This window comes from Lapidilactobacillus gannanensis, assembly GCF_003946675.1.
GTDB lineage: Bacteria > Bacillota > Bacilli > Lactobacillales > Lactobacillaceae > Lapidilactobacillus > Lapidilactobacillus gannanensis.
This window is the reverse complement of the sequence record NZ_RHOT01000036.1, coordinates 1-22,802: the sequence shown is the minus strand read 5'-3', so window position 1 is coordinate 22,802 and position 22,802 is coordinate 1. Positions and strand designations below refer to the sequence as shown.

General features: G+C 40.9%; 19 protein-coding genes. 17 read left to right on the top strand and 2 right to left on the bottom strand.

Going from position 1 to position 22,802, the window contains the following annotated elements; all coding sequences use genetic code 11:
- Positions 1-321 precede the first annotated feature (321 nt).
- Positions 322-1,179, top strand: a complete 858-nt coding sequence (locus EKM81_RS09135; RefSeq protein ID WP_164509280.1) for a glycosyltransferase family 2 protein — start codon at positions 322-324, stop codon at positions 1,177-1,179.
- Here EKM81_RS09135 and EKM81_RS09130 read toward each other — a convergent pair.
- Entirely contained in the window at positions 1,145-1,387 is a 243-nt protein-coding gene (locus EKM81_RS09130) for a hypothetical protein (protein WP_125650978.1), read from the bottom strand. The two genes, EKM81_RS09135 and EKM81_RS09130, sit on opposite strands and share 35 nt — an antisense overlap.
- A gap of 105 nt (positions 1,388-1,492) precedes the next feature.
- On the opposite strand from EKM81_RS09130, the gene EKM81_RS09125 reads away from it, so the two are divergent.
- Complete coding sequence (locus EKM81_RS09125; RefSeq protein ID WP_125650976.1) at positions 1,493-2,152, top strand: alpha/beta fold hydrolase; 660 nt, start codon at positions 1,493-1,495, stop codon at positions 2,150-2,152.
- A 288-nt stretch (positions 2,153-2,440) separates the two neighbouring features.
- On the opposite strand, the gene EKM81_RS09120 is transcribed toward EKM81_RS09125, so the two are convergent.
- On the bottom strand, positions 2,441-3,463 hold the full coding sequence (locus EKM81_RS09120) for a serine hydrolase (RefSeq protein ID WP_225420235.1): 1,023 nt from the start codon (positions 3,461-3,463) through the stop codon (positions 2,441-2,443).
- Positions 3,464-3,630: 167 nt separating this feature from the next.
- On the opposite strand from EKM81_RS09120, the gene EKM81_RS09115 reads away from it, so the two are divergent.
- The 15 genes from EKM81_RS09115 (at position 3,631) to EKM81_RS09045 (ending at position 22,582) form a co-directional block, all read left to right on the top strand.
- A complete protein-coding gene (locus tag EKM81_RS09115) occupies positions 3,631-4,119 on the top strand; it encodes a glutathione peroxidase (RefSeq protein WP_125650973.1) in 489 nt (162 codons plus the stop codon).
- Between the two features lie 962 nt (positions 4,120-5,081).
- Entirely contained in the window at positions 5,082-5,786 is a 705-nt protein-coding gene (locus tag EKM81_RS09110) for an ABC transporter ATP-binding protein (protein WP_125650972.1), read from the top strand.
- 5 nt (positions 5,787-5,791) lie between these two features.
- On the top strand, positions 5,792-8,350 hold the full coding sequence (locus EKM81_RS09105; RefSeq protein ID WP_125650970.1) for an ABC transporter permease: 2,559 nt from the start codon (positions 5,792-5,794) through the stop codon (positions 8,348-8,350).
- Positions 8,351-8,662: a hypothetical protein gene (locus tag EKM81_RS09100; protein ID WP_125650968.1), complete on the top strand. Its 312-nt coding sequence runs from the start codon at positions 8,351-8,353 to the stop codon at positions 8,660-8,662.
- A 19-nt stretch (positions 8,663-8,681) separates the two neighbouring features.
- Positions 8,682-9,542 carry a helix-turn-helix domain-containing protein gene (locus tag EKM81_RS09095; protein WP_125650966.1) on the top strand — a complete coding sequence of 287 codons (861 nt, stop codon included), beginning with the start codon at positions 8,682-8,684 and terminating at the stop codon, positions 9,540-9,542.
- 186 nt (positions 9,543-9,728) lie between these two features.
- Positions 9,729-9,959 carry a hypothetical protein gene (locus EKM81_RS09090; RefSeq protein WP_125650964.1) on the top strand — a complete coding sequence of 77 codons (231 nt, stop codon included), beginning with the start codon at positions 9,729-9,731 and terminating at the stop codon, positions 9,957-9,959.
- A gap of 2 nt (positions 9,960-9,961) precedes the next feature.
- Positions 9,962-10,201: a DUF2922 domain-containing protein gene (locus tag EKM81_RS09085; RefSeq protein WP_125650962.1), complete on the top strand. Its 240-nt coding sequence runs from the start codon at positions 9,962-9,964 to the stop codon at positions 10,199-10,201.
- A 144-nt stretch (positions 10,202-10,345) separates the two neighbouring features.
- Positions 10,346-11,653, top strand: a complete 1,308-nt coding sequence (locus EKM81_RS09080) for a C40 family peptidase (protein ID WP_125650960.1) — start codon at positions 10,346-10,348, stop codon at positions 11,651-11,653.
- Positions 11,654-12,000: 347 nt separating this feature from the next.
- Entirely contained in the window at positions 12,001-12,825 is an 825-nt protein-coding gene (locus EKM81_RS09075) for a hypothetical protein (protein WP_125650958.1), read from the top strand.
- Between the two features lie 172 nt (positions 12,826-12,997).
- The gene (locus EKM81_RS09070; protein ID WP_125650956.1) at positions 12,998-13,540 is read left to right on the top strand and encodes a sigma-70 family RNA polymerase sigma factor; all 543 of its coding nucleotides are present in this window, start codon (positions 12,998-13,000) and stop codon (positions 13,538-13,540) included.
- A gap of 50 nt (positions 13,541-13,590) precedes the next feature.
- The gene (locus EKM81_RS09065; protein WP_125650954.1) at positions 13,591-14,259 is read left to right on the top strand and encodes a glycerol-3-phosphate acyltransferase; all 669 of its coding nucleotides are present in this window, start codon (positions 13,591-13,593) and stop codon (positions 14,257-14,259) included.
- Positions 14,260-15,655: 1,396 nt separating this feature from the next.
- Entirely contained in the window at positions 15,656-16,921 is a 1,266-nt protein-coding gene (gene tyrS, locus EKM81_RS09060) for a tyrosine--tRNA ligase (protein WP_125650952.1), read from the top strand.
- A 428-nt stretch (positions 16,922-17,349) separates the two neighbouring features.
- A complete protein-coding gene (locus EKM81_RS09055; RefSeq protein ID WP_164509279.1) occupies positions 17,350-18,618 on the top strand; it encodes a CHAP domain-containing protein in 1,269 nt (422 codons plus the stop codon).
- A gap of 1,211 nt (positions 18,619-19,829) precedes the next feature.
- Positions 19,830-20,999, top strand: coding sequence for a CHAP domain-containing protein (locus tag EKM81_RS11510; RefSeq protein ID WP_125650949.1), 1,170 nt, complete (start codon positions 19,830-19,832; stop codon positions 20,997-20,999).
- A gap of 407 nt (positions 21,000-21,406) precedes the next feature.
- Entirely contained in the window at positions 21,407-22,582 is a 1,176-nt protein-coding gene (locus EKM81_RS09045) for a C40 family peptidase (RefSeq protein ID WP_225420234.1), read from the top strand.
- The last annotated feature ends 220 nt before the right edge of the window (positions 22,583-22,802 follow it).

Here is a 22,802-nt window from a genome sequence, read left to right as displayed (position 1 = left end):
GCTATGGCTAATTTAAATAATCACTCGATCTGCTGGCGCAGCTCAAGCAATTATTTGAAATTATCCTACGCCAAAAGACCGGCACCCCTCACACTCTGATTTAAACGTGTTCGGGGCAACAAATGGCTATGCCTAACTTGATTATTTGCTCGATCTGGTTGGCACCAGCTCAATCAAATAATCGAAGTTAGGCTACGCCAAAAGTGCGTTGCCCCTCACACTTTTATTCTGGCTTGGCGTTTATTTGTTTGTCGTATATAATTGGGTTAGGAATTGAAAGGCAGGATATCAATGGCGATTACTCCGTTATTCAGCGTTATAATGCCGATTTATAATTTGGAGAAGTATATTGATCGGGCTGTTAAGAGTATTTTAAATCAATCATACCGGCAATTGCAGATTATTATTATCGATGATGGCTCAACTGATCAGACGCCGCGTCATTTAGCACATTGGGCGGCGCTTGATGATCGGATTGAAGTTCATCGGCAAGAAAATCAAGGTATTTCTGCTGCTCGTAATTTTGGGATGACCTTTGTGAAAGGGGAATATCTGACCTTTCTTGATGGTGATGACTGGGTTGAGCATCGTTATATTGAATTTATGACGCGTGCATTTCGGCAGTATCAACCGGAGATGGTTATTTGTGGTTATGCTATCGATCCGCCCAATCGTAGTGCTGCGACGAAGGCAGAATCGGGCATTCTGACCCGCAAAGAAGCAATTAACCGTATCTTGCGGTTAGGCGGTTCTGTCCGTGGCTACACTTGGAATAAGGGGTATTTAGTTGATCTGATTCGTGCGAATGAGTTGCAATTCGATACTGACATTGGCTTGATGGAGGATCAGCTGTTTAATATTCAATATGCCAATCTTTGTCAGCGCTTTTACTTTGACACGCAACCGTTGTACCATTACATTCAACGGCCTGATAGTATTATCCACGGTTTCGATTTGCAAAAAGTCCCAGACAACTTTGTAGCTAATTATCGGATTTTACAAGAGCTTAATCGTGCTAAAAGTAAAGCAACGTTACCAGCACCCTCGCAAAAAAAGACAGCCCAGCAATTGGCCCATCGCAAGGCGCGGCGACAACGGCGGAAAGCATTGCAGGCTGCCAATGAATTAACATCGAAAATTAAAATTACGGATTTAGACGATCGCGTACGTGATATTTGATCACCGGGGCAGCGTTAACATCCGTATCAAGAGCGTCCTTCTCAAAGTAAACAGCGAATGAATTCTCTTTAGTAGCATCTTCGACGACAATTAAAGGTGATTGTAGCGCGTTTCGTTCCTTAAATATTTCAGCGCTTCGTTGGGCTGCTGCAAAATCATGAGCATTGGCAATCGAATCACCGGGGTTAAAAAAGACATCTTCAGACATGTTGATCAGCTCCTTTACTTAAAGTATAGCGGTTGTGTGGTTAAACAACCAAGAAAAATGACTTGATTTTCCGGTTTTTCGGAAGTAAAAGAAAGTGGTAGTACGATGGAAATTAACGTTAATCATACAACAATTTATTACGTTCAAAGTGGTCAAGGACGGCCGTTGATCTTGCTCCATGGTAATGGTGAAAACCATCAAATCTTTGATAAATTAGTGCCGACGTTAAGCGCTTATTATCAAGTTTTTGCCTTAGATAATCGTGGCCAAGGGAAAAGCGCTCCGGTTCATGAATTGCACTATCAAGATATGGCCAATGATGTGGTTGATTTTATTCATCAATTAGGATTGGAAAAGCCGCTACTGTACGGCTTTAGCGATGGTGGCATTATTGGATTATTGATTGCCAGTCAGCATCCGGATTTATTGGGGAAGTTAATGGTTAGTGGGGCCAATTTGAATCCTAATGGCTTACATGGCGCTGAACGTTTTTACTATTGGAATCTACATCTCTGGTCACGACGGCCGGAATTGCGAATTCTTAATACTGAACCGAATATTACTAAAACAGATCTCCAACGCATTACGGTACCAACTTTGGTGATGGCCGGCGAGAAGGATTCCGTTAAAATTAGCCATACGCGTTATATTTCCGACCAAATTCCTAACTGTCGGCTAATGATTCTGCCTAAGGAAACGCATGGCAGTTACGTAATCAATAGTTTTAAATTATTACCAATTATTCGCAAGTTTGTCGAAGAGTAAGCTGATATTTTCAAAAAGTAATTCTGGCAGTTGTGTCAGACCTTCGCCTTAATTTGAGTGGCTAACAACTATTGATTTAAATTTAAAGTTAGTTTGGGGCAAAATGGCGTCAGAACCAATTTCGTTTCAAAAACTTCATCGGTTTTAATGTTTTTACACTTTTGAGCTTTATCAATGGTCACCGCGTTCCACAACCCGCAATGGCGTCAAAACTAGTTCCGTTTTAACATCTTCACTAAATTCTGACTTTATTTTATCCACGTTGTTGGAAAAGATTTTGATGACTGATCAATTACCATAAACAATTTGCTGGACCTTTTGAGCAATAGTGGCGATTTCGGAAAAGTCCATGTAGCCAACACCCTTAGTCATAATGGCTAGTAAGTAACGCTGACCATCGGGCAACGTCATAATGGCGGCGTCATTATTATAATCCTCATACCAACCAACTTTATCCTGAACCGTAGCGTCAGGCGTTAAACTAGCAACTGCCGCAGGAATCCCATCGCGATAAACTTGTGTGCTCATATCAGTTAGCAGCTTTTCCTGATAAAAATCCTGGTTAAAAGGTGCGGTGCCAGCTTGCAACTTCTTCAATAAAGCGACCAAGTCATTGGTGCTAGTTGCTGCTGGTGTATCGTCGGCATTACTGAAAACTGCACCCCAACCCAATTGCTGATAGTAGGCGTTAAGTGTATCAGCGCCATAAGTGGCCAGCTGTGACTCTGAGTAGTCGTTGGCACTATCAACAATCATTTCGGTGAAGCCAGTTTCGTCAGCGCTAGTCCAAGTGCGACCATTGGCGACTTGATTGAATAGGTAAGCACTAATGAATAGTTTATAAGTGCTGGCAGCCACCCGCCGGTCAGCACCATTAACGTTAGCGGCTAATTTACCTTCAGTATAAATAGGGGCATCATTGGCGTTAGCGGCCGTGGAACCAGCTTCTGGCGTCAAATTATAAAAACTAACGGCAACGTTACCATCCGCCCCTACTTGATTTAAGTATTTCTGGAGGCTAGTTTGTAAAGCCTGTTGTTTCATGGTAACCGTGAGCTTAGGATTGTTAGTGATTGTTTTCAAAGCGGCCGTATCGTGATGAATCGCAGTTGCATCGGCCGTGGTTTTCGTCTGTGGTGTGCGGATCAAGGCGCCAATTGTTTGACCGTGAATAACGCCGGTTTGAATACCGACCATCAGAAAAATAATTAACAGTGTAAAAATACTGCTTAGCGTTAATAACCATTTTTTAGATAATAACCGCTTCACTTGCTGTGCCTCCGCTAATTTGTTCCTAACATGTCTAGACATGTTAAGGCTCATCTTAGCATAGTTATACCTAATTTCATGATAATTATTAAAAATGTCTTGAAAACTTCATAATTCATTTTTCGGATTAGGCGAGGTCAGTCTGCATGAGCGTATTTATTCGTTTACTAACGATTAATTAGTATAATGACAACTAAGGAGGCGGTATCATGTCTATTTATGATTATCAAGTTCAGTTGGCTAATGGCGAGACTTACTCTTTGAACAAATATCGTGGTCAAGCGATGGTCATCGTTAACACCGCAACGAAATGTGGCTACTCACCACAATTTGCGGATCTACAAAAGTTATATGCGACTTATGCTAAGCAGGGATTAGTTGTATTAGGCTTTCCGTCCAATCAATTCAAACAAGAATTAAAAAATGGTGCGGATGCTGAGCAGGCTTGTCGGACAACTTATGGCGTCACTTTCCCGATGCATGAGATTGGTAATGTTAATGGTAGTAAAGCTCAGCCTGTATTTGATTATTTGACGCATGAAACGGGGCCAGAAATTACTGGACGGATCAAGTGGAACTTCACGAAGTTTCTAGTAGATCGGCAGGGCAATGTGGTTGAACGCTTTGATACGAAAGTGAAACCAGAATCCATGGTGCCCGCTATTGAAAAAGTCCTAGCTGAACCTGACAGTGAGTAACGATACTGTCTGACAGTTTTCCAAGTATGAACATCTGGTGAAATCTAAGGTTAGTTTTGGGCGGAATAGCGGACAACTCCGTTGCGGCCGGCGGGTTGTGGAACGTAAAATAGTGCCAAGTCTTCCCCAATTTGTGGAGGTGGTTGCTGAGCGATTTTGAGGGCGTGGCCATCGATTTGAGCTTATTGCTAACGCAACAATCTCAAATACGAGGCTTTGACTAACCGCTAAAGCGGCAAGTCAAATTTCACTGCTTCTCGCAAAATCGCTCGTACGCAAAGCAAGCCCCTTCCCTGACGCCAATCGCCCAGCAACCACCAGATGAAACTAACAGAATTGAGCACCACTGTGAGAAAACCAGCTTGTAGTAACCAACAAAGCCTGTGTGACAATCTTTCGAGATGGAATTGAAAGATATCATACAGGCTATTTTTGTCTTGCTGTTTAACTATTACTGGTGAGTGAATTGAGATGATCATTCTTACTAGCGTTGTCTTAACTACTAACAACAGTGAAGATCACCAACTCAACTCCAGACGGAATGGAGGGACCGGGTTGTCAGCCGCGAAATTATTGTTAGTGCTTTAGCACTTACAATAAGCCTCGAATTTGAGATTTTTGTAGAAAAGCTCAAATCGACGGCCGCCGCGTTCCACAACCAGCAGCCCGCAATGCAGTCAAAACCAATTCCGTTTCAAAAGCTTCACCAGGTTTTGGTGCTTTTGAACTTGGGTCTGTAGTTAACTAAAATCAATGCCAGCCGCATTCCACGACAAGCAACCCGCAATGGTGTCAGAATCAATTCCGTTTCAAAAACCTCACCGCGTTTTAGTACTTTGAACGTTTCATACCAGTCAAAACACCTGTCATAACAACTTTCCGGTGAACCTAAACTGATTTTAAAAAAAGTAGGACCAAGTCGGCTATAATATAAGTAAAGAGTTGCACGAAGGAGTGGCATCATGACCGCATACATTGAAGTCATTAATGAAGTTAAACAATATCAAATGGGCGCAAGCCAGATTATTGCCAATGATCATTTGAATTTTGCAATAAATCAGGGCGAATTAGTTGTGATCTTAGGCCCAAGTGGTGCCGGGAAATCAACGGTTTTAAATATTCTTGGTGGGATGGATCAGCCGTCTGCGGGTCAGATTATTGTTGATGGCACGGATATTACCCAGTTTAATGAGCGTCAATTAACGGCTTATCGGCGCACAGATGTGGGCTTTGTGTTCCAATTTTATAATTTGATTCCTAATTTAACAGCTCTGGAAAATGTTGAATTAGCGACTGCGGTGGCGCCTAACGCCTTAGATCCAGAGCAAGTTTTACAACAAGTTGGCTTGCAGAATCGGTTAGATAATTTTCCGGCGCAATTATCTGGTGGTGAACAGCAGCGAGTCGCTATTGCCCGAGCTCTGGCCAAAAATCCTAAGTTATTGTTGGCGGATGAACCCACTGGGGCACTGGATTACCAAACCGGAAAGCAAGTTTTACAGTTATTGCAAGATGCTAGTCATCATCAGGGACAAACGGTAGTGATTATTACCCATAATGCTGCCTTAGCGCCCATGGCTGATCAAGTTATCTATATTAATGATGCCAAGGTTCGCCAAATTGTCCGCAACGAACAACCTACGCCAATTGCTGAGATTGAATGGTGATCGGGATGAAACAAAAATTACAATTTAAACGATTATGGCGGCAAATCCAGACGAATTTGGGCCGCTTTTGGGCAATTGTTTTAATCATCTTATTAGGCGTGCTGTTGTTTGTCGGCATCAAATCTAGCGGTCCTGATTTATATCACCATGCAGAAGTTTATTTGCAGCAGCAACAGGCGAGTGATGTTCAATTAGTAAGCACAACGGGATTCACCACGCAAGATGTGCAGAAATTGCGGCGGCAAGCACAGTTGCAAGTAGAATCAGGGCAGGCCTTAACCGCATTGACCGCGAAAAATAACCAAACAGTGGCGTTATTATCATTGCCCAAGAAATTGAATCAATTACGCTTAACTCAGGGCCGGTTACCTGCTCAACCTCAAGAAGTTGTCCTTGATACGGAAGCCAAGCAGGCTGGCTATCGTCTGGGCCAAACTTATCGCCTTCAAAAGACGACTGGCTTAGCTCGGCAGTCTTTTAAGATTGTTGGCTTTGTGGATTCACCACTGTACTTAAATAAAACCTCTCGTGGCACCACAACAGTTGGTGATGGAACGATTAATCATTTTGCTTATATACAGACAACTAATTTCACGACCAAAGTTGCCACACGTGTCTATTTGCGGTTTCCAGAATTAGCTAGTTTGAATCCCTTTAAAACGACCTATCAAACAAAAGTGCAACACCGGTTAAGTGAATTGAAGCCGGTTTTAAAAACTTTACAAGAACAAAGAACGGCTGATTTACAGGCAACAGGCTTAGCTAAAATCACGCAACAACAAGATCAGTTAACCACGGCCAAGAAGCAGTTACAGCAACTGCCAGCAGCCCAAGCGGCGGCCCCATTGGCTGAACTCACACAACAAGAGCAGCAACTGATTCAAGCAACTAAACAAGTGAAACAGCAGGCGCAAACAACTTACTATCAGACGACGTGGCATGATGACAGTGGCTTTAGTACTTATGGTGAATTGGCGGAACGAATTATGGCAATTGCCAATGTCTTTCCGATGTTCTTCCTCCTGATTGCCATTTTGGTAACCTTCACGACAATGACGCGGATGGTGGAAGAGGATCGCAACCAGATTGGCGCTCTAAAGGCCCTAGGTTATACCAAAGGTGAAATTAGCCAAAGCTATTGGTTGTACGCCATTATTGCCGCAATATTAGGAACAGTCTTTGGCGGTGTCTTGGGTAGTCAAACCTTACCACGGATTGTTTTCAACATGATGCAGAATCAGTTTAGTTTACCAGCAACTAACTTAGTTTGGGATTGGTCGACCTTGGCGATTGCTGCAGCATTGGCTTTATTCTCAACATTAGGAGCAGTTTTAGTCAGTATTCAACGAGAATTACGGGCAGTGCCGGCAACATTGCTGTTACCGCGGGCGCCTAAAGCCGGTAAGAAAATCTTATTGGAACGGATAACACCGTTATGGCGCCGTTTAAGTTTTAATCAAAAAGTCAGCTATCGGAATTTGTTCCGTTATAAGGCGCGGATGTGGATGGGTATCCTGGGTATTGCCGGCGGTACTGGATTGATTCTCACAGGATTTGGGATTCGCGATTCAATTGATCATTCTGGCCAAAGTCAATTTAGCGAAGTGCTCACTTATCAAGCGGCTTTTACGTTTAAAAATGCTCAAAAAACTGGGCAGGTTCAACAAATTCTCCAGAATGATGCGCAAGTTAAGCAACATTTACCAGTTACTGCTGAAATCGTGAAACTTCAACATCAGACTAAACGGGTCAATGAGGTGACGCTTTATGCTGTCAAAGACGCCCAAGCGTTAGCACCTTATATTCATTTAACCGCGCCGCTAACTGATCAAGGGGCGGTTTTAAGTGAAAAGACGGCGCAATTATTAGGTGTTCAGACTGGTGCAACGCTGCAATTAACTGCTAACGACCAACAGGTTGTGTCGGTCAAAGTGAGTGGTATTACTAGAAATTATGCCGGTCACTTTATCTATTTGACTGACCGTTATTATCAACAACACCTGAAAACAAAGCCTAGCCCAAAAACCTGGTTAGTCAAAACTCAGCGGTTGACCAGCAATCAAGAAAACAACTTAGCAAAAAAAGTCTTGGCAACTAAACAAGTAGTTAATACCAGTTTCCTTTCAGTTCAGCAACGGGCAGTTGATCAACAGACACAAATGTTGCAATTGATTGTCGTGATTTTCATTGTTTTGTCAGGGTTGTTAACTTTTATTGTGTTATATAATTTAACAAATATTAATGTTTCTGAACGCATTCGGGAATTGTCGACAATTAAAGTTTTAGGCTTTTTCGACCGGGAAGTCACGATGTACGTTGCCCGCGAAAATATTTTGTTAACGTTAATGGGAATTATTATCGGTCTTGGTTTTGGCAATCTACTGACACGATTTATTTTGCGACAGGCCGAAACTGCACAAGTTATTTTTCCTTTAGCGATTAGTTTAACTGGCTATTTAACGGCTATTGGCATGACGGTAGTCTTCACCTTAATTGTCATGTTAGTCACGCATCGTCATTTACGGAAAGTTGATATGATCAGTGCGCTGAAGGCGAATGATTAAATGAATAGGGACACTTCCCCATTTGCAGAAGTGTCCTTATTTTTTGAAGATAATGGCTATCCATTTTTATTTTTAAGCACTTTTTCAGGAATCCAAATAGTAATCAAAATAATTATGATTGCTGCTGCTTCTACAATACGATTATTGGGAATGCAGAAGATAATGATAAAGCAGAGAATAGCAAGAATTGATTTGATTATCTTCAGCTTAGTGACTGCACGCTTGATAATTTGCGCCTCCTTTATTTTCTATATGCTTAGTTTAGCGCCTTTGCAGCGCTTACATCATAAAGTGTATCGCATTGTCACATAAACAATTCGGAGGTAGGGAAATGGAACACTATCAGTTGATTCGAAAATTAAGACGAGATCGCCATTTGTCACAGTCATTTTTAGCTGAAGGGTACACAACGCGCAATGCAGTGACAAAATTTGAAAATCGGGGAACAAACATCTCTGTAGAATCATTGTTTTGGTTTCTTGAAAAAATGAATGTTACTTTGGAAGAATACTATTTTATTTTCAATAATGGTCAGATAACTGATAAAAAACAAATCATTATTGAAGGGTATCAACACTTAAATACACCGGAAAACTTGGCAATCTATCTTAAAAAACTGCAACAATTGGAATGGGCCTCAAGTGATCCATTTTATTCATTAATAGCCGCCGAATTCCGGTCGCTCTTTTATTGGCAACAAGATCGGCTTGATCAGGATAATTTTCTTAATGAGGATCGACACACTGTTCAAGCGTATTTGGATGGCATTGATAATTGGGGCCGTTTCGAATTGTCACTATTTAGTAATTTGTTGTTTTTGTTTGATGACGACTATATTATTGCTACTTTCAAGACGACAATTACAAAAATGAAACTTTATGCCAGTCAAGTTTATTATCAAGGGGATGTTACTGGATTTCTTACTAATACTTTGGAATTATTTTGGCAACGGCGTGATTATTTAGCTATGGACCATGTATTGACGGAACTGCGGAAACTAACCACTACAATTGAGTATTGTTCTGGCAGGATTGCATGTAAGATTTTCGAAAAGATCATTAAGCATAAAGACGAGATACAGCTGATTGATTTAAAACCAGAGCTGGTAATTTTAGAATATTTGGATTATTCAGGGGAAGCTAAGGAATATCGTCAAATTCTAGAGAAAGTCAATTCTGCGAATGTGGTGTGAATCTTATTAATTAGTGGCACATCAATCATTAAGTACATTGTTCTAAACAGACAAAGTAAACCAGTAAGTCCGACTAAATTAAATAGTCGGATTTTTTCTTGCCGCTTTTTCATTCTCAAACGTTATTAATAGTGTAAGCAATTCACGCCGGCGAATCAGCTTAACATTAATAATGGAGGTTTTATCATGGCAACAAGTTGGCAAGCGACTACTATCGCTTTAGAGATGAAAGGTGAACATTACGAAGATGGTGTGATGTTACGCCGGTTTAACAAGATTGTTGAAGCACCGACAACAGCTCAATTACAGACTTTGGGGCGAGCAATGGCTAAGTTAGGGGTAGCGGATCATTTAGGTGATGCTGAAGTGACCGTCAAACAATTGGTTAGTTTTGATGATGAAGAGGGGGCTGAATAAGCATGAAACAACTACAATTGCAGTATCAAACATCCAACCAAAAGAAACGAACCATGACGGTGAATAACGTCAACCAGGAACTTGATGCAGCCACTGTCCGCGAGCAAATGGCCGCAATTTCGGCGAGTAAGTTGTTCCAACAGGACGATGAAGAAATTTATCACGAGCCACTAGCAGCTAATTACGTTGAACGAATTGTGACGCCGATTTTCTCAGCAAAATCTAGCGAAGATGAAAAATAATTTAGTTTTTCTTAAGCACGATAATCGTTGATTTATCAAGGCTAGGAGCCATCTGGTCAGATGGAGTGACAGCGTTGTCATCTTAATTTGGTGCTTGTGTTACAGTTTTGTAATATTAATGAGTTATTATAGGAGTATTCAACAATGAGCTTTAGTCTATACTCGGTTTGGAAAAAAGGGGAATACTACATTATGACGCAGAATAAAACAATGGCTTCACTTATGATCGGTATGGGTGTTCTGGCAACGGCTGCCTTGGCAACCCAAAAAACCGATGAAACTCAAGCAGCAACTCGTAAAGTAGGTTACGCTGAGGGGGCAACTACTGTTTGGACTAGCCCTGAAGCTGGTCAAAAGGTTAAACGCTACTTGTTACCTAATCAATCAGTCGAGTTTGTTGCTAGCAAGAAAGTGTATAGCCAGACTTGGTTACAAACGACTGATGGTGGCTGGGTACCAGAAATGTACCTTGCTACTGAAGACGCTACAACAACGACAAACACAACAAATAATGCAACTTCTAATGCGACAGCACCAGTTGCTAAGACACCAAGCACACCAATTGGTACTTTAACAGCTACTTATCAAGCTGGTGCGACAACAGTTTGGCAAAGTGTTGGCTTCTCCAATGTTAAGGGCTATTTGGCTACTGGTCAGACAGCACAATATGTTGCGACAAAGCAAGCTAATGGTGTCACTTGGTATCAATTACAAAATGGCGGTTGGGTTTGTGGTAGTTTTGTTGCTAATGGCAATCAAGCTGCTCAGGCACAACAACCTGCTGCTTCAACTGAAACAGCAACAACTGAGACGACTCAGAATAACACCGCTGCTGATACAACCACAACGACTACTCCTGAAACACCTGCTGTGACGACACCAACAGCACCTGATACTAGTGCTAACACCTCTGCTACTAACAATGCTAACAATAACACGACGGCAAACGTTAATAACAACCAATCAACTAATACAAATCAAAATACAACAACCACAACTAATAACAACAGTAACCAGACACAAACAGTTACTAAGCCGGTTACACCTGCACCAACAACGCCAAGTGATAACAATAACACGACTGCCAAAGCATCACGGGCACAGATTACTAGTTATGCGAAGAGTTTCATTGGCGTCCCTTATGTTTGGGGTGGCACCACACCAGCTGGTTTCGATTGCTCTGGTTTAGTTCAATACGTTTACGGTCATTTTGGTATCAACTTACCACGTGTTACTTATGATCAGGAGAATGCTGGGACTATCAAGTCAGTTGCTTCCGCACAACCTGGTGATTTGCTCTTCTTCGGTGAACGTGGCAACACCTATCATGTTGCTATCTCTCTTGGCGGCGGTAGCTATGTTCATGCACCTACACTTGGTCAGAATGTAACAATTGGCTCAACACAATGGTTCGCCCCTTCATTTGCAATGAGCGTTCCTGGTGTCTACTAGAATTCAATCAACGATTTAAAAGACTTCATCTGCGGATGAAGTCTTTTTTATAGTTTTTTCAAGAATGCCGCTAAAGCGCGAGTTATTGATAGTGGTTGGGAATGCAGCTGTAAAAATATGCAGTAATCAATAAATAATTAGCTCTAAAAGGCAACTCAATGTTAAAAGTAATATTCAATGATCAGCTGATCACTGTTGCTTATTGCTTTTGTAATTGTTAGGATAAGAATTACTAGGAAGAAGAATCAATCAGAACCTGCGCTGCTAAGCAGTTGCGCGTCGATTGTCGGCGCAGACATTAAAAGATTGGCTACTTCCTAACTATCACTATTAGAAGGAGGTATTGAATGAGTGAGACACTTATTTCAATTGCCGATTTATACCAGTTGTGGGGTGCACATTGGTGTCTTAGGAAGGAAGACTTTCAGGTCTCTCGGATACAACAACATATTCCCATTCATCATCATCGTGAATTATTAGGTGATTTTTATGCACTGTTAACCTATCAGGTGAAGAATTCGTTGGGAATTAAGAGTTTAGTTTTGATGCCTGAAGGGGCATTTTTTTCAACTTGTAGTACGAAAGATCTCATTCAAGAACGGATGAGTCAACGGGTTTTAGATGCGTCAGGAGACCGACAACTACGGGATTTTCTCTGTGTGCCTAGTAATCGTGAATTATCTTCTTGCTTTGGTGATTCAGTGATGATGCATTTATCTGGTGTTTCTAGTTCACATTGTGCCGATTGGATTGCCTTGCATCACATTGCTGATATTGTACCGAGTAACAATCAGGGCGAGCGTTATTTTATTTACTGTAATCAGATGATTCTCTGTTTGCCAGTTCAAGAAAATTTTAATCGGCGGCTACTGGATGTCACGATGATGAGTACCTGCACGATTTTGGCCTTGAATTGTCTCGGACAGCAATTAAACCTCAAGGTAACAGTAGAACGTTCGCATTATAATATTTTGCAGCAGGCCGATTATCAATACCAGTTTCTGCAGCGGCGGATCAACACGGCTGAGTTAATCCGTTTTCGGCAAAGCTGGGAAGATAATCTAGTTGCTAAAGTACTGGCTCATCCAGAGCTAGCCGAAAGTGTTGCTGTTTTCGATGATTGTCCAGCATTCTTTCGCAGCTATTTACAACGTCAGCATAATTTAAATTAGTTATCCTCGGAGCAGTCTGAGAAAACCATTTTTGATGGTAAAACAAAAATGACTTTCTCGGGCTTTTTCTATGTCTGCCAAGGGACAGCGCTCCGAGGTGTCTGGAACCAGGTTAACTGCTAGTTTAGAGTTACCGCAAGCGCTTGTGGAAAATGTTAAGGGAGTTTTCCACATGACAATTGAACAAGTCAAAGTACCTAGCACCAATAAACGAACGATTACTGCAGGGCTAACGGCTGCCTTGGACCAACTGGGATTAATTCATGGTGCCATTAAACGGGCTGGTGTTTGGCGGCATCATCAGGACTATGATGATTTTTTACAGGAGGCTTTATTGGTTTATGCGCAAGCTTATCAGCAATATCCTGGTGATCCTGAACATGACCAGCAATTTTTACCATATGTTTTCCAACAAATCTGTTGGCGAATGACCGATTTACTGCGTTATCAACAACGTCGGCAAATGGCCGATTTACCAGCAGAACTGCCAGGAAAATTGCCTGATTTTGGCGACCATTCGGTTGTGCTAATATTATTGAATCAGCTGACACAACAAGGTTCGCAGGTTGACCAACTGATTATTCGCGAACATTTTATTTTAGGGCGGCCATTAAGTGCTGTGGCAACTCAATATCAGCTAAGTCCGCGAACTTTACGAGCCCGACGTTGCTATTTGCGCCAACGATTAGCTAAACAGCTAGCCACTCGTCAGTAAACTAAACATGCTATAATTAAGCCAAAACATTTAACAAATGGGGTTGGGAAATGATATTACCACGAATTTATGCGCTGCTAATTGGCTATGGTTTCGGCAACTTTATTACGGCATATGCTGTTAGTTACTGGCGCACTGGAAAAAGTCCGCATGAGTTGGGCTCAGGTAATCCGGGAACGGCAAATATTGGTGCCGTCTTAGGCAAGAAGTTTGGCATCTTGGTTCTATGTGGTGATTTATTGAAGACGCTGGTGGCCATCCTACTATGCGTTTGGTTGTTTCCAGAATTAGGTCGGTTGGCAATTATGTACGCTGGGATCGGTGTGACGTTAGGCCATAATTTCCCAGTGTGGCTTAAATTCCGTGGGGGAAAGGGTGTCGCTGTCTCCGCCTTGCTGCTAGTTTCTTATGATTTAAAATGGGGCTTAATCTGTTTACTAATTGCCTTAGCAGTGCTCTTGATTACCAAAGATTTGGCGTTGCCCGGAATTACGATTCTCCTAAGTTTTACGATTGTCAGTTTAGTCTTGTTTGGCTTAGAAACAGCCATTGGCTTTGGCTTTTTAACTTTACTATCGATTTTTCGCTTCTGGCATGACTTAGACAATCTAGTTCATGGCCGTTCCAAGAAAATTGATCTACTGCAACGTTTCAAGAAGAAACCAACGACTGTTACTGAAGACGCAACAACAACTGTGAAGGAAAAGCCACAGAAATAGTAGTCATCACTGTAAGTAACTTGAGGCAAGGATACGCTACTATTTTTTAGTGATTCTGGCAAGATCACTTTCCGAATTTACTGGAAAGTGATAAGAATGCTCAAACTTAAATTTTTAGATGATTGATGATATGGTCAAAGTGGTTATTTGACAATAACCAGCGCAAACCGCTTTTTTAGTGGCTTGCACACCTCCATTTCGTTGGAGATTTTGTCAACTGGCTGGCAAGGCAACGCTTCTAGCTACCGTGAATTGTCCAACATGTTATTTAGTTAACACTTTGAATCGTTCACGGTTTTATTTGCCAGAAAATTAGGTTTGCTTTGTCTTGGTAAGATTGAGTCGTGAAGTCCAAATAACTTGGTTAGTAATCTTTGATTTGATGATGATTTTCAATGCTTAGAAAGATTGTTATTCAAGTTATTAAGTATACATTGGTCTGGTTTTCTAACAGTGGTGCTGAATTAAACTACTTCATCCAGGCAGGGGACCAGCGATTGGCGTCAATGGTGAAATTATTCTTAGCAATTTATTGCTTAGAATAAGGCTCGCATTTGAGATTGTTGCTGTAAGCAATAAGCTCAAATCGATGCCCACCATGTTCCACGCCCTCTAAATCGCTGGGCCCCTGCCGACCCTCAACTAGGGAGCGACATAATCGATTTTTATGAATATTGTTGAAGCAAATTGTACGTGTCGAAACGTGTTCGGAGTGCCAAATGGCTATGGTTAATTTAAATAATCACTCGATCTGCTGGCGCAGCTCAAGCAATTATTTGAAATTAGCCTACGCCAAAAACCCGGCGCTCCTCACACTCTATTCAAACGTGTTCGGAGTGCCAAATGGCTAGGCCTAATTTAATTATTTGCTCGATCGGTTGCACCGCTCAATCAAATAATTGAAATTACGCTACGCCGTCTGACCATCGCTCCTCACACTCTGCTCTGAAACGTGTTCGGGGCGATAGACTGCTAGGCCTAATTTAATTATTTGCTCGATCGGTTGCACCGCTCAATCAAATAATTGAAATTATGCTACGCAGTCTGACCATCGCTCCTCACACTCTGCTCTTGACTTTCGTATTTTTCTCCAGTAACATGGGCATTAATTCAATAGTTCTCGCATAACTCAGTAGTAGATTTATTCGTCATTCAGGAAGCCGATGGTTGCTGGAAATCGGTTGCGGTAAGTTTATGAATTACATTATGCTTTACGTATGAGGGTCGTTCTCTTTACGAACGAGAGAGCTTGCAGATGCAAGTAGCTGGGTGGTACCGCGGTAAATTATCGTCCCTGATCAACTTTATGTTGGTCAGGGACTTTTTTATTGCAGTGATTGTGAGAATTGGTTAATTAAATAAGTCGTTAACTATATAGAAGATGGAGTGGATATCGATGGAACGTAGTGAGATTTTAGCAGATTTACAATGGCGCGGTGCGGTTAATCAGGTGACAGATTTAGAGGGGCTGGAGAAATTAACAGCTGAAAAAGTGGTTTCATTATATTGTGGGGTCGATCCAACAGGTGACTCTTTGCATATTGGCCATTTGATTCCTTTTATGATCCTGAAGCGATTCCAAAATGCGGGTCACCATCCTTACATCGTGATTGGTGGTGGTACTGGTTCAATTGGTGATCCATCTGGTCGTAAGACAGAGCGAGTGCTCCAAACAATGGATCAGGTTAAGAAGAATGAAGCGGCGATTACGAAACAAATGATTCATTTGTTTGGCAAGGATAATTTCTCAATCGTTAATAATTATGATTGGTTGTCAAAAATTAGTTTGTTGGACTTTTTGCGAATTTACGGCAAGGAATTTCCAATTAATGTTATGCTCAACAAGGAAGTTGTTTCTTCACGTTTAGCAACGGGAATTTCATTCACAGAATTTACTTATCAAATTCTTCAGTCAGTCGATTTCTTGACTCTTTATAAGGAACACGATGTTCAGTTACAAATTGGTGGTGCCGATCAGTGGGGCAATATCACTGCTGGGACTGACCTAATTCATAAGTTGGAGGGTCAAGAAGCAAAAGTTTATGGCCTAACAATTCCACTAATGTTAAAGGCTGACGGTACGAAATTTGGCAAGACTGCTGGTGGCGCTGTTTGGCTTGATCCAGAAAAAACAACTCCTTATGAATTTTACCAATTTTGGTTAAATCAGGATGACCGTGATGTAGTTAAATACCTGAAATACTTTACGTTCCTATCACATGCTGAAATTGATGAATTGGCTAAGGCAGTGGCCACTGAACCTGAGAAGCGTCTGGCTCAACGGCGATTAGCTGAAGAAGTAACAACGTTTGTTCATGGTGCAGAAGCTTGTGCTGAGGCGGAACATATTTCGCAAGCCTTTTTCTCAGGGGATTTATTAAGCTTGTCAGCCGAAGAAGTTGAACAGTGCTTCCATGGTATGCCTGGGGTTACAGTGGCCCACGATACTTGGAATTTAGTTCAGTTTTTGACTGATGTTACTAAGATTGAATCGTCACGGCGTCAAGCACGCGAAGATATCAATAATGGCGCGATTTATATTAATGGTTTCCGCCAACAGGATGTTGATTTTGTGGTTAATCCTGATGGTGCCTTTGATGGGCAATTCATTATCGTGCGCAAAGGCAAGAAGAAGTATACATTGGTACGGATTGAAAAGTAGCTGTTAAACCTTAAAAGAGTTTGATTTAGGAACTGCATTTTTAGAAATCAGGATTAGCTGATTTTTGAAAATGCGGTTTTTTATGATTGATTGTCAGAAGGATCGTCACTGATAAGTGTCATTTGTTTACCTTTTTTACCCAGAAATTTTAAAAATCAGGATAAAAATGGCGATTTATAGAGAAAAGTTAACATTTTTTGGCAAAAGTTACATGTGAAGGAAATATATTGCCAACCTTTTATTAGCGTTTCTACTACTTTGCTTGTGCAAAAAGTTGGCTAAAACTTGATGTAACAGGATTGGTGGTATATTACAATATTGCTAGTTAAAAATTGGTAATTGTCACCTCATGTTTTTTTGGCTGTAACTTTACTGTAAAAAAATACTGCTATACTCATTCCTAGTATTAAGTCATGGGAGTGTACATTTTGAAAAAAATCAAAAAGACTTTATTTCTTAGCGCCACGGTAATGCTTTTAGCAGGTCCTGCCTTGGCCCAGACCGGTTCCGTTTATGCAGACACAGTTTCAGATGCAAAATCAGCTATTTCAAGTAATCAAAGTGCTGGCGATAAATTAGTCAGTCAATTAAACGATATGCAAGACAAGGTTGTGGCCTTACAAAAGAAAGTAACTGCCAAAAACCAAGAAATTGCTAATGTCGAAAGTGACATTACTAGCTCACAAAATCGTTTAGATGAATTAGTTGGTGAGATTAAAACATCAACGATTGAATTAAATAATCGCAAAACTGTTTTGCGGGAACAATTAGTTCAACTACAAAAGCAGTCAACTAATAGTGTTTCTGGCAATGTTTACGTTGACTTTGTTTTGAGCAGTGATAATTTTACTGAGTTATTATCACGGTCAGTTGCTGTTGGCAAGTTAAACAAAGCTAACAAGGATGCGATGGATGCTGTTCAAGAAGCCAAAAATAAATTGGCTGGCTTGAAAGATGAACAATCAGCTAAGCAAGATCAATTAGTAGCTGACAAAAATAAATTAGTTAGCGAAAAGACAGCCTTAACTGCCGCTCAAAAAGACGCTGACAATGCTTCACAAGACTTACAAAAGAAAATTGAAGATAACCAAGCTACTTTAGCAACCTTAAAAGTTAATTTGAATACTGCTTTAACAGCCCAACAGAAGGCTGCCAATGAAGCTGCTCAAAAACAAGCTGCTGCCGAAGCCGCTGCAGCTCAAGCTAAGGCTCAAACAAAAACAGTTAATAATTCAAGCAATAAAGCTGCTGAAACGCCAACAACTAATGTTGTTCAAAATGTAAATGGTGGTTCAACTAATAATAATGGCAGCGGTAGTAGCAGTAACGGGGGCAATAGCTCTCACAACGGTAATGCTTACGCTTATGGTCAATGTACTTGGTATGCATACGAACGTTCTGGCTGGGCTGGTAGCTACTGGGGTAATGGTGCTGACTGGGGTAATAGTGCCCGGGCAGCTGGCTATACAGTTAATCACACACCAGCAGTAGGCGCAATTGTCAGCTTTGCTGGCGGCCAAAACATTGGTGGCTGGACTGCTGATCCTACTTATGGTCACGTGGCTTATGTTGAATCTGTTGGTAACGGCACAATCACAATCAGCCAAGGGGGAATGGGCTTCTCTAATCCTGGTGGCCGTAACTACCAAACACTTAGCAACGTTGGTGCTTACACATACATCCATCCAGCTAACTAAGCAGTTAAAATAAAATATTGCGACGAAGATTTCTAATTTAATTGTTGCTAAATAATAGTCGTGGTGACTCTGTTTGAGTGGCCACGGCTATTTGTATGTCTGAGAACTTGCTCAATTTGAAAGAGGATTGCTGGGCGATTTTATCTAAAGTTGATTTTAGGCAGAATAGATAACAACTCCGTTGCGGCCGGCGGGTTGTGGAACGGCGTGGCCGTCGATTTGAGCTTTTCTGCAAAAATCTCAAATACGAGGCTTATCGTAAGTGCTAAAGCACCAACGATAATTTCACACCTGACAACCCGGCGGCCTCCACTGCGTTGTGAGCTAGTTCGGTCCACTTTAGATTTAATCGATCTTAAGGCAGTACTGACAGAACTAGTTGTTGATTGCCCAGTAACCACCATGAAACTAACAGAATTGAGTACCACTGTAAGAAAATCAGATTGCAGTGAACTACAAAGCCTGTGTGACAATCTTTCGAGATAAAATTGGAAGATAGCATACAGGCTATTTTGGTCTAACTATTCAACTATTATTTGTGAGCGAATTGAGTTGATCAATTCTGCTAGAACTGCCTTAACCACTAACCACAGTAAAAGTCACAAACTCAACTCCAGACGGAATGGAGGGATCTTGTCGTCAGCCGCCAAATTATTGTTAGTGCTTTAGCACTTACAATAAGACCTGTATTGATGACAATTTGGTTTTTAATTGGCATCAATCAGTGTCGGCCGCGTTCCACGACAAGCAGCCCGCAATGCAGTCAGCACCAATTCTGTTTTAATAACTTTACCAGGTCTTAGTATCTTGAGCTTGGGTCTGTAATTGGCATCAATCAATGCAATCAGCACCAGTTCTGGTTACACATCTTTCAAGGGATGCAATTGCTTCAAGAAGAATGACTCGTTCTGAAGTCAAATTGAACAACTTTTAAATGCTACTTACACTGATTGATTATCAATGAACTTAATTTAAAAATCACGTAATGTAAGCGATTGTCGCTGACATCAAAATAATTGCGAACATATCTCAATTTGATTGCAGACAACTCTTTTTCGTCAAAAGTCTTTAAAATAAACCTTGATTTACCGCATGATTTATGCATGATAACCATTTACTAATAATGTCATCTCTTCTTTGCCATTCTGTAATTTGGTTGTAATAGTGTTCATGCTATACTTATCACGCATTAAGTCATGGGAGTGTAAAATTTGAAAAAACTTACTAAACGATTATTTGTCAGTGTGGCCGCATTGGTCATTGCCAGTCCAATTTTTGCTGGTGTCAAAACAGTTTCTGCTGATTCACTTAACGATACGAAAGCATCTATTTCCAGCCAACAATCTGCTGGTGATAAATTAGTTGCTGAATTAGATCAAATCCAGGGTAAGGTTTGGTCATTACAGAATAAGGTAACCGCTAAGAATCAAGAAATTACTGACGTTCAAGATAATATTGCAAGTTCACAAAAAAGGTTAGGCGAATTGACCGGCGAAATTAAAACAACTACTGCCGAATTAGCCAATCGTAAAGATGTTTTACGGGAACAGTTAGTTGAGTTACAAAAGCAATCAACTAATAGCGTTTCTGGCAATATTTATTTAGATTTCGTTTTAAGTGGGGATAACTTTACTGATCTCATTTCCCGTTCATTCGCAGTTAATCGCTTGAATAAAGCTAACGAAGAAGCCATGTCTGCTGTTCAAGAATCTAAGCAGGAATTAGCTGGCTTGAAGGATGAACAAACTGCTAAGCAAGATCAATTAGTTGCTGACAAAGATAAATTAGTTAGCGAAAAAGTTGCTTTAGATGCTGCTAAGGCAGATGCTGACGCAGCCGCTCAAACGTTACAAACTAAAATCTCTGAAAATCAAGATGTTTTAAGCACTTTAAAAGTTAAATTAAATACACAAACTGAAGCTGGTGCTAAAGCACAGGCTACTGCCACTGTAGCTGCAACACCAGCCAAACAAGCAACAGCGACACCACTCGACAATAGTGTTAAGGCACCAGTCGTTAACTCTCATACTGGTAGCAACCCTTATGCTTATGGCGAATGTACTTGGTATGCATACCAACGTACAGGTTGGGCTGGCGGCCATTGGGGCAATGGCGGTCAATGGGGCGCTAGTGCCGCTGCTGCTGGCTACACAGTTAACAACACACCGGAAGTTGGGGCAATCGTTGTTTTTGCTGGTGGTCAAAATGTTGGCGGTTGGATCGCTGCTCCTGGTTATGGTCACGTTGGCGTGGTAGAAGCTGTCAACGGTGGTTCAATTACAATCAGCCAAGGCGGAAATGGTTTCTCCAACCCAGCTGGTCCTAATTTACAAAGTTTAGGCAGTGTTGGTTCATACACTTATATTCATCCGGCACGTTAATTTAAAAATCTCATGATGGGGAACTGATTGCTATTATAGCGGTCAGTTTTTTTTATCACCCAGTAAATACGGACCATGAAATGTTGAGTTAATATTACAAAAATAAATCCCACTAAAATGCTTGTCTAGTCTAGTAATGAGAACTGATTTACCAGCATTTATCAGACGATTATTTTAATATTAGAGCGATTAAAAGTAATTATGAAAAAGTTTTAGTGATTTCTAATGATCATAAAAATGTTGTTAAAAGCCAGCGCTTACAAGCATTGTGGCATAACCGTCTGTTTGAATTCACAAAATAAAAAAGTGGTTGTAATAATGGTCACAGCTTCTTGTTGTTGCTGTAATCGTTCTGTAATGATGGCTTGTTATACTGGTCTTTGTAATAAATCATGGGAGTGTAAATCTTGAAAAAACTTACAAAACAATTATTCGTTGGCGCCGCTGTTGTTATTATGGCAAGCCCTGTATTTGCGGGTGTTCACCAAGTTTCTGCCGATACAATTTCTGACGCAAAGAGCGCAATTTCTAGTAATAAAAGTAGTGCTAGCAAGTTATTAGCACAATTGAACGAGCAACAAAATCAAGTTGCTAAATTAAGTAATGATGTCTCAAATAAAATTGTTGCCATTAATGATACCCAAGCGAACATTGATGCAACACAAACGCAAATCACCAATATTGACGGCGAAATTGTTACTGCTAAGAAAGAATTAGCTAACCGTAAATCAGTTTTACGCGAACAATTAGTTGAATTGCAAAAGCAATCGACTAATAGTGTATCTGGTAATGTTTATGTCGATTTCGTTTTAAGCAGTGATAATTTCACTGATTTGGTTTCCCGCTCATTAGCAGTTAACAAGATTAATAGTGCTAACAAAGAAGCCATGGATGCTGTCACAGAATCCAAAACAAAATTAGCCGATTTGAAATCCGATCAGGTTAATAAGCAAGATCAATTAGTTGCTGATAAAGCCAAATTAGTCGCTGATAAGGCTAGTCTTGATGGCAAAAAAGCTGCTGCCGAGGCTGCTCAAAAAGAATTGCAAGATAAAGTTTCAGCTAATCAGGCTGAGTTAGAAACCTTACAAGCACAATTGGACTCTGCTACAAGCCAAGCTGCTGCTGCCGCTGCTGCATTAGTAGCTGCTCAAACTACAGCAACACAAGCCAAGACTACTCAGAAAGTAAGTACTACTAATAATGCTGGTGAAACAGTTACTGGCACTGGTCGTGGTGTTGCAATCGCTAATAATGCGGTTAAGTATCTTGGCACACCGTATGCTTATGGTAAGGCCTCTCCATCTGAAGGTTTTGATTGCTCTGGTTTGATTTGGTATTCAGCTAAGCAAGCTGGTATTTCTTTACCACGAACTTCTCAAGAAATGAGTAAACTTGGTTCATCAGTTTCATTAAATAGCTTACAAGCTGGCGACTTAGTGTTCTGGGGTAGTGTTGGTAGTGCTTATCATGTTGGTATCTATGTTGGTGGTGGCCGTTACGTCCATGCACCAACGGAAGGTCAAACTGTAACTTATCAATCAATCAGTGCTTGGAGTCCTTCCTTTGCACGTCGTATCTAATTTAATTAATGAAATTTAAGCCGACTTCTTTGGAAGTTGGCTTTTTTGTTAATTAATCAGCAGCGCAAATCAAAAACGCGAGATTGTGATAAAAGGTAGTCAGCTGGTGAGTATTGACGTAAAACACCGAGCAATTCTGTGATAGAATGCAATAATCCCTTTATGGTTGTCAGATGAAATACAATAATTCATTTGATGATTACGGAGGGATTTTTGTATG

Excerpts from the sequence above, each read along its gene's own strand:
- EKM81_RS09100 (WP_125650968.1), top strand. The coding sequence starts at position 8,351 with ATGAATAGGGACACTTCCCCATTTGCAGAAGTGTCCTTATTTTTTGAA.
- EKM81_RS09105 (WP_125650970.1), top strand. The coding sequence starts at position 5,792 with ATGAAACAAAAATTACAATTTAAACGATTATGGCGGCAAATCCAGACG.
- EKM81_RS09090 (WP_125650964.1), top strand. The coding sequence starts at position 9,729 with ATGGCAACAAGTTGGCAAGCGACTACTATCGCTTTAGAGATGAAAGGT.
- EKM81_RS09085 (WP_125650962.1), top strand. The coding sequence starts at position 9,962 with ATGAAACAACTACAATTGCAGTATCAAACATCCAACCAAAAGAAACGA.
- EKM81_RS09070 (WP_125650956.1), top strand. The coding sequence starts at position 12,998 with ATGACAATTGAACAAGTCAAAGTACCTAGCACCAATAAACGAACGATT.
- EKM81_RS09110 (WP_125650972.1), top strand. The coding sequence starts at position 5,082 with ATGACCGCATACATTGAAGTCATTAATGAAGTTAAACAATATCAAATG.
- EKM81_RS09075 (WP_125650958.1), top strand. The coding sequence starts at position 12,001 with ATGAGTGAGACACTTATTTCAATTGCCGATTTATACCAGTTGTGGGGT.
- EKM81_RS09130 (WP_125650978.1), bottom strand. The coding sequence starts at position 1,387 with ATGTCTGAAGATGTCTTTTTTAACCCCGGTGATTCGATTGCCAATGCT.
- EKM81_RS09080 (WP_125650960.1), top strand. The coding sequence starts at position 10,346 with ATGAGCTTTAGTCTATACTCGGTTTGGAAAAAAGGGGAATACTACATT.
- EKM81_RS09135 (WP_164509280.1), top strand. The coding sequence starts at position 322 with ATGCCGATTTATAATTTGGAGAAGTATATTGATCGGGCTGTTAAGAGT.
- EKM81_RS09120 (WP_225420235.1), bottom strand. The coding sequence starts at position 3,463 with ATGTCTAGACATGTTAGGAACAAATTAGCGGAGGCACAGCAAGTGAAG.
- EKM81_RS09065 (WP_125650954.1), top strand. The coding sequence starts at position 13,591 with ATGATATTACCACGAATTTATGCGCTGCTAATTGGCTATGGTTTCGGC.
- EKM81_RS09115 (WP_125650973.1), top strand. The coding sequence starts at position 3,631 with ATGTCTATTTATGATTATCAAGTTCAGTTGGCTAATGGCGAGACTTAC.
- tyrS (WP_125650952.1), top strand. The coding sequence starts at position 15,656 with ATGGAACGTAGTGAGATTTTAGCAGATTTACAATGGCGCGGTGCGGTT.
- EKM81_RS09125 (WP_125650976.1), top strand. The coding sequence starts at position 1,493 with ATGGAAATTAACGTTAATCATACAACAATTTATTACGTTCAAAGTGGT.
- EKM81_RS09095 (WP_125650966.1), top strand. The coding sequence starts at position 8,682 with ATGGAACACTATCAGTTGATTCGAAAATTAAGACGAGATCGCCATTTG.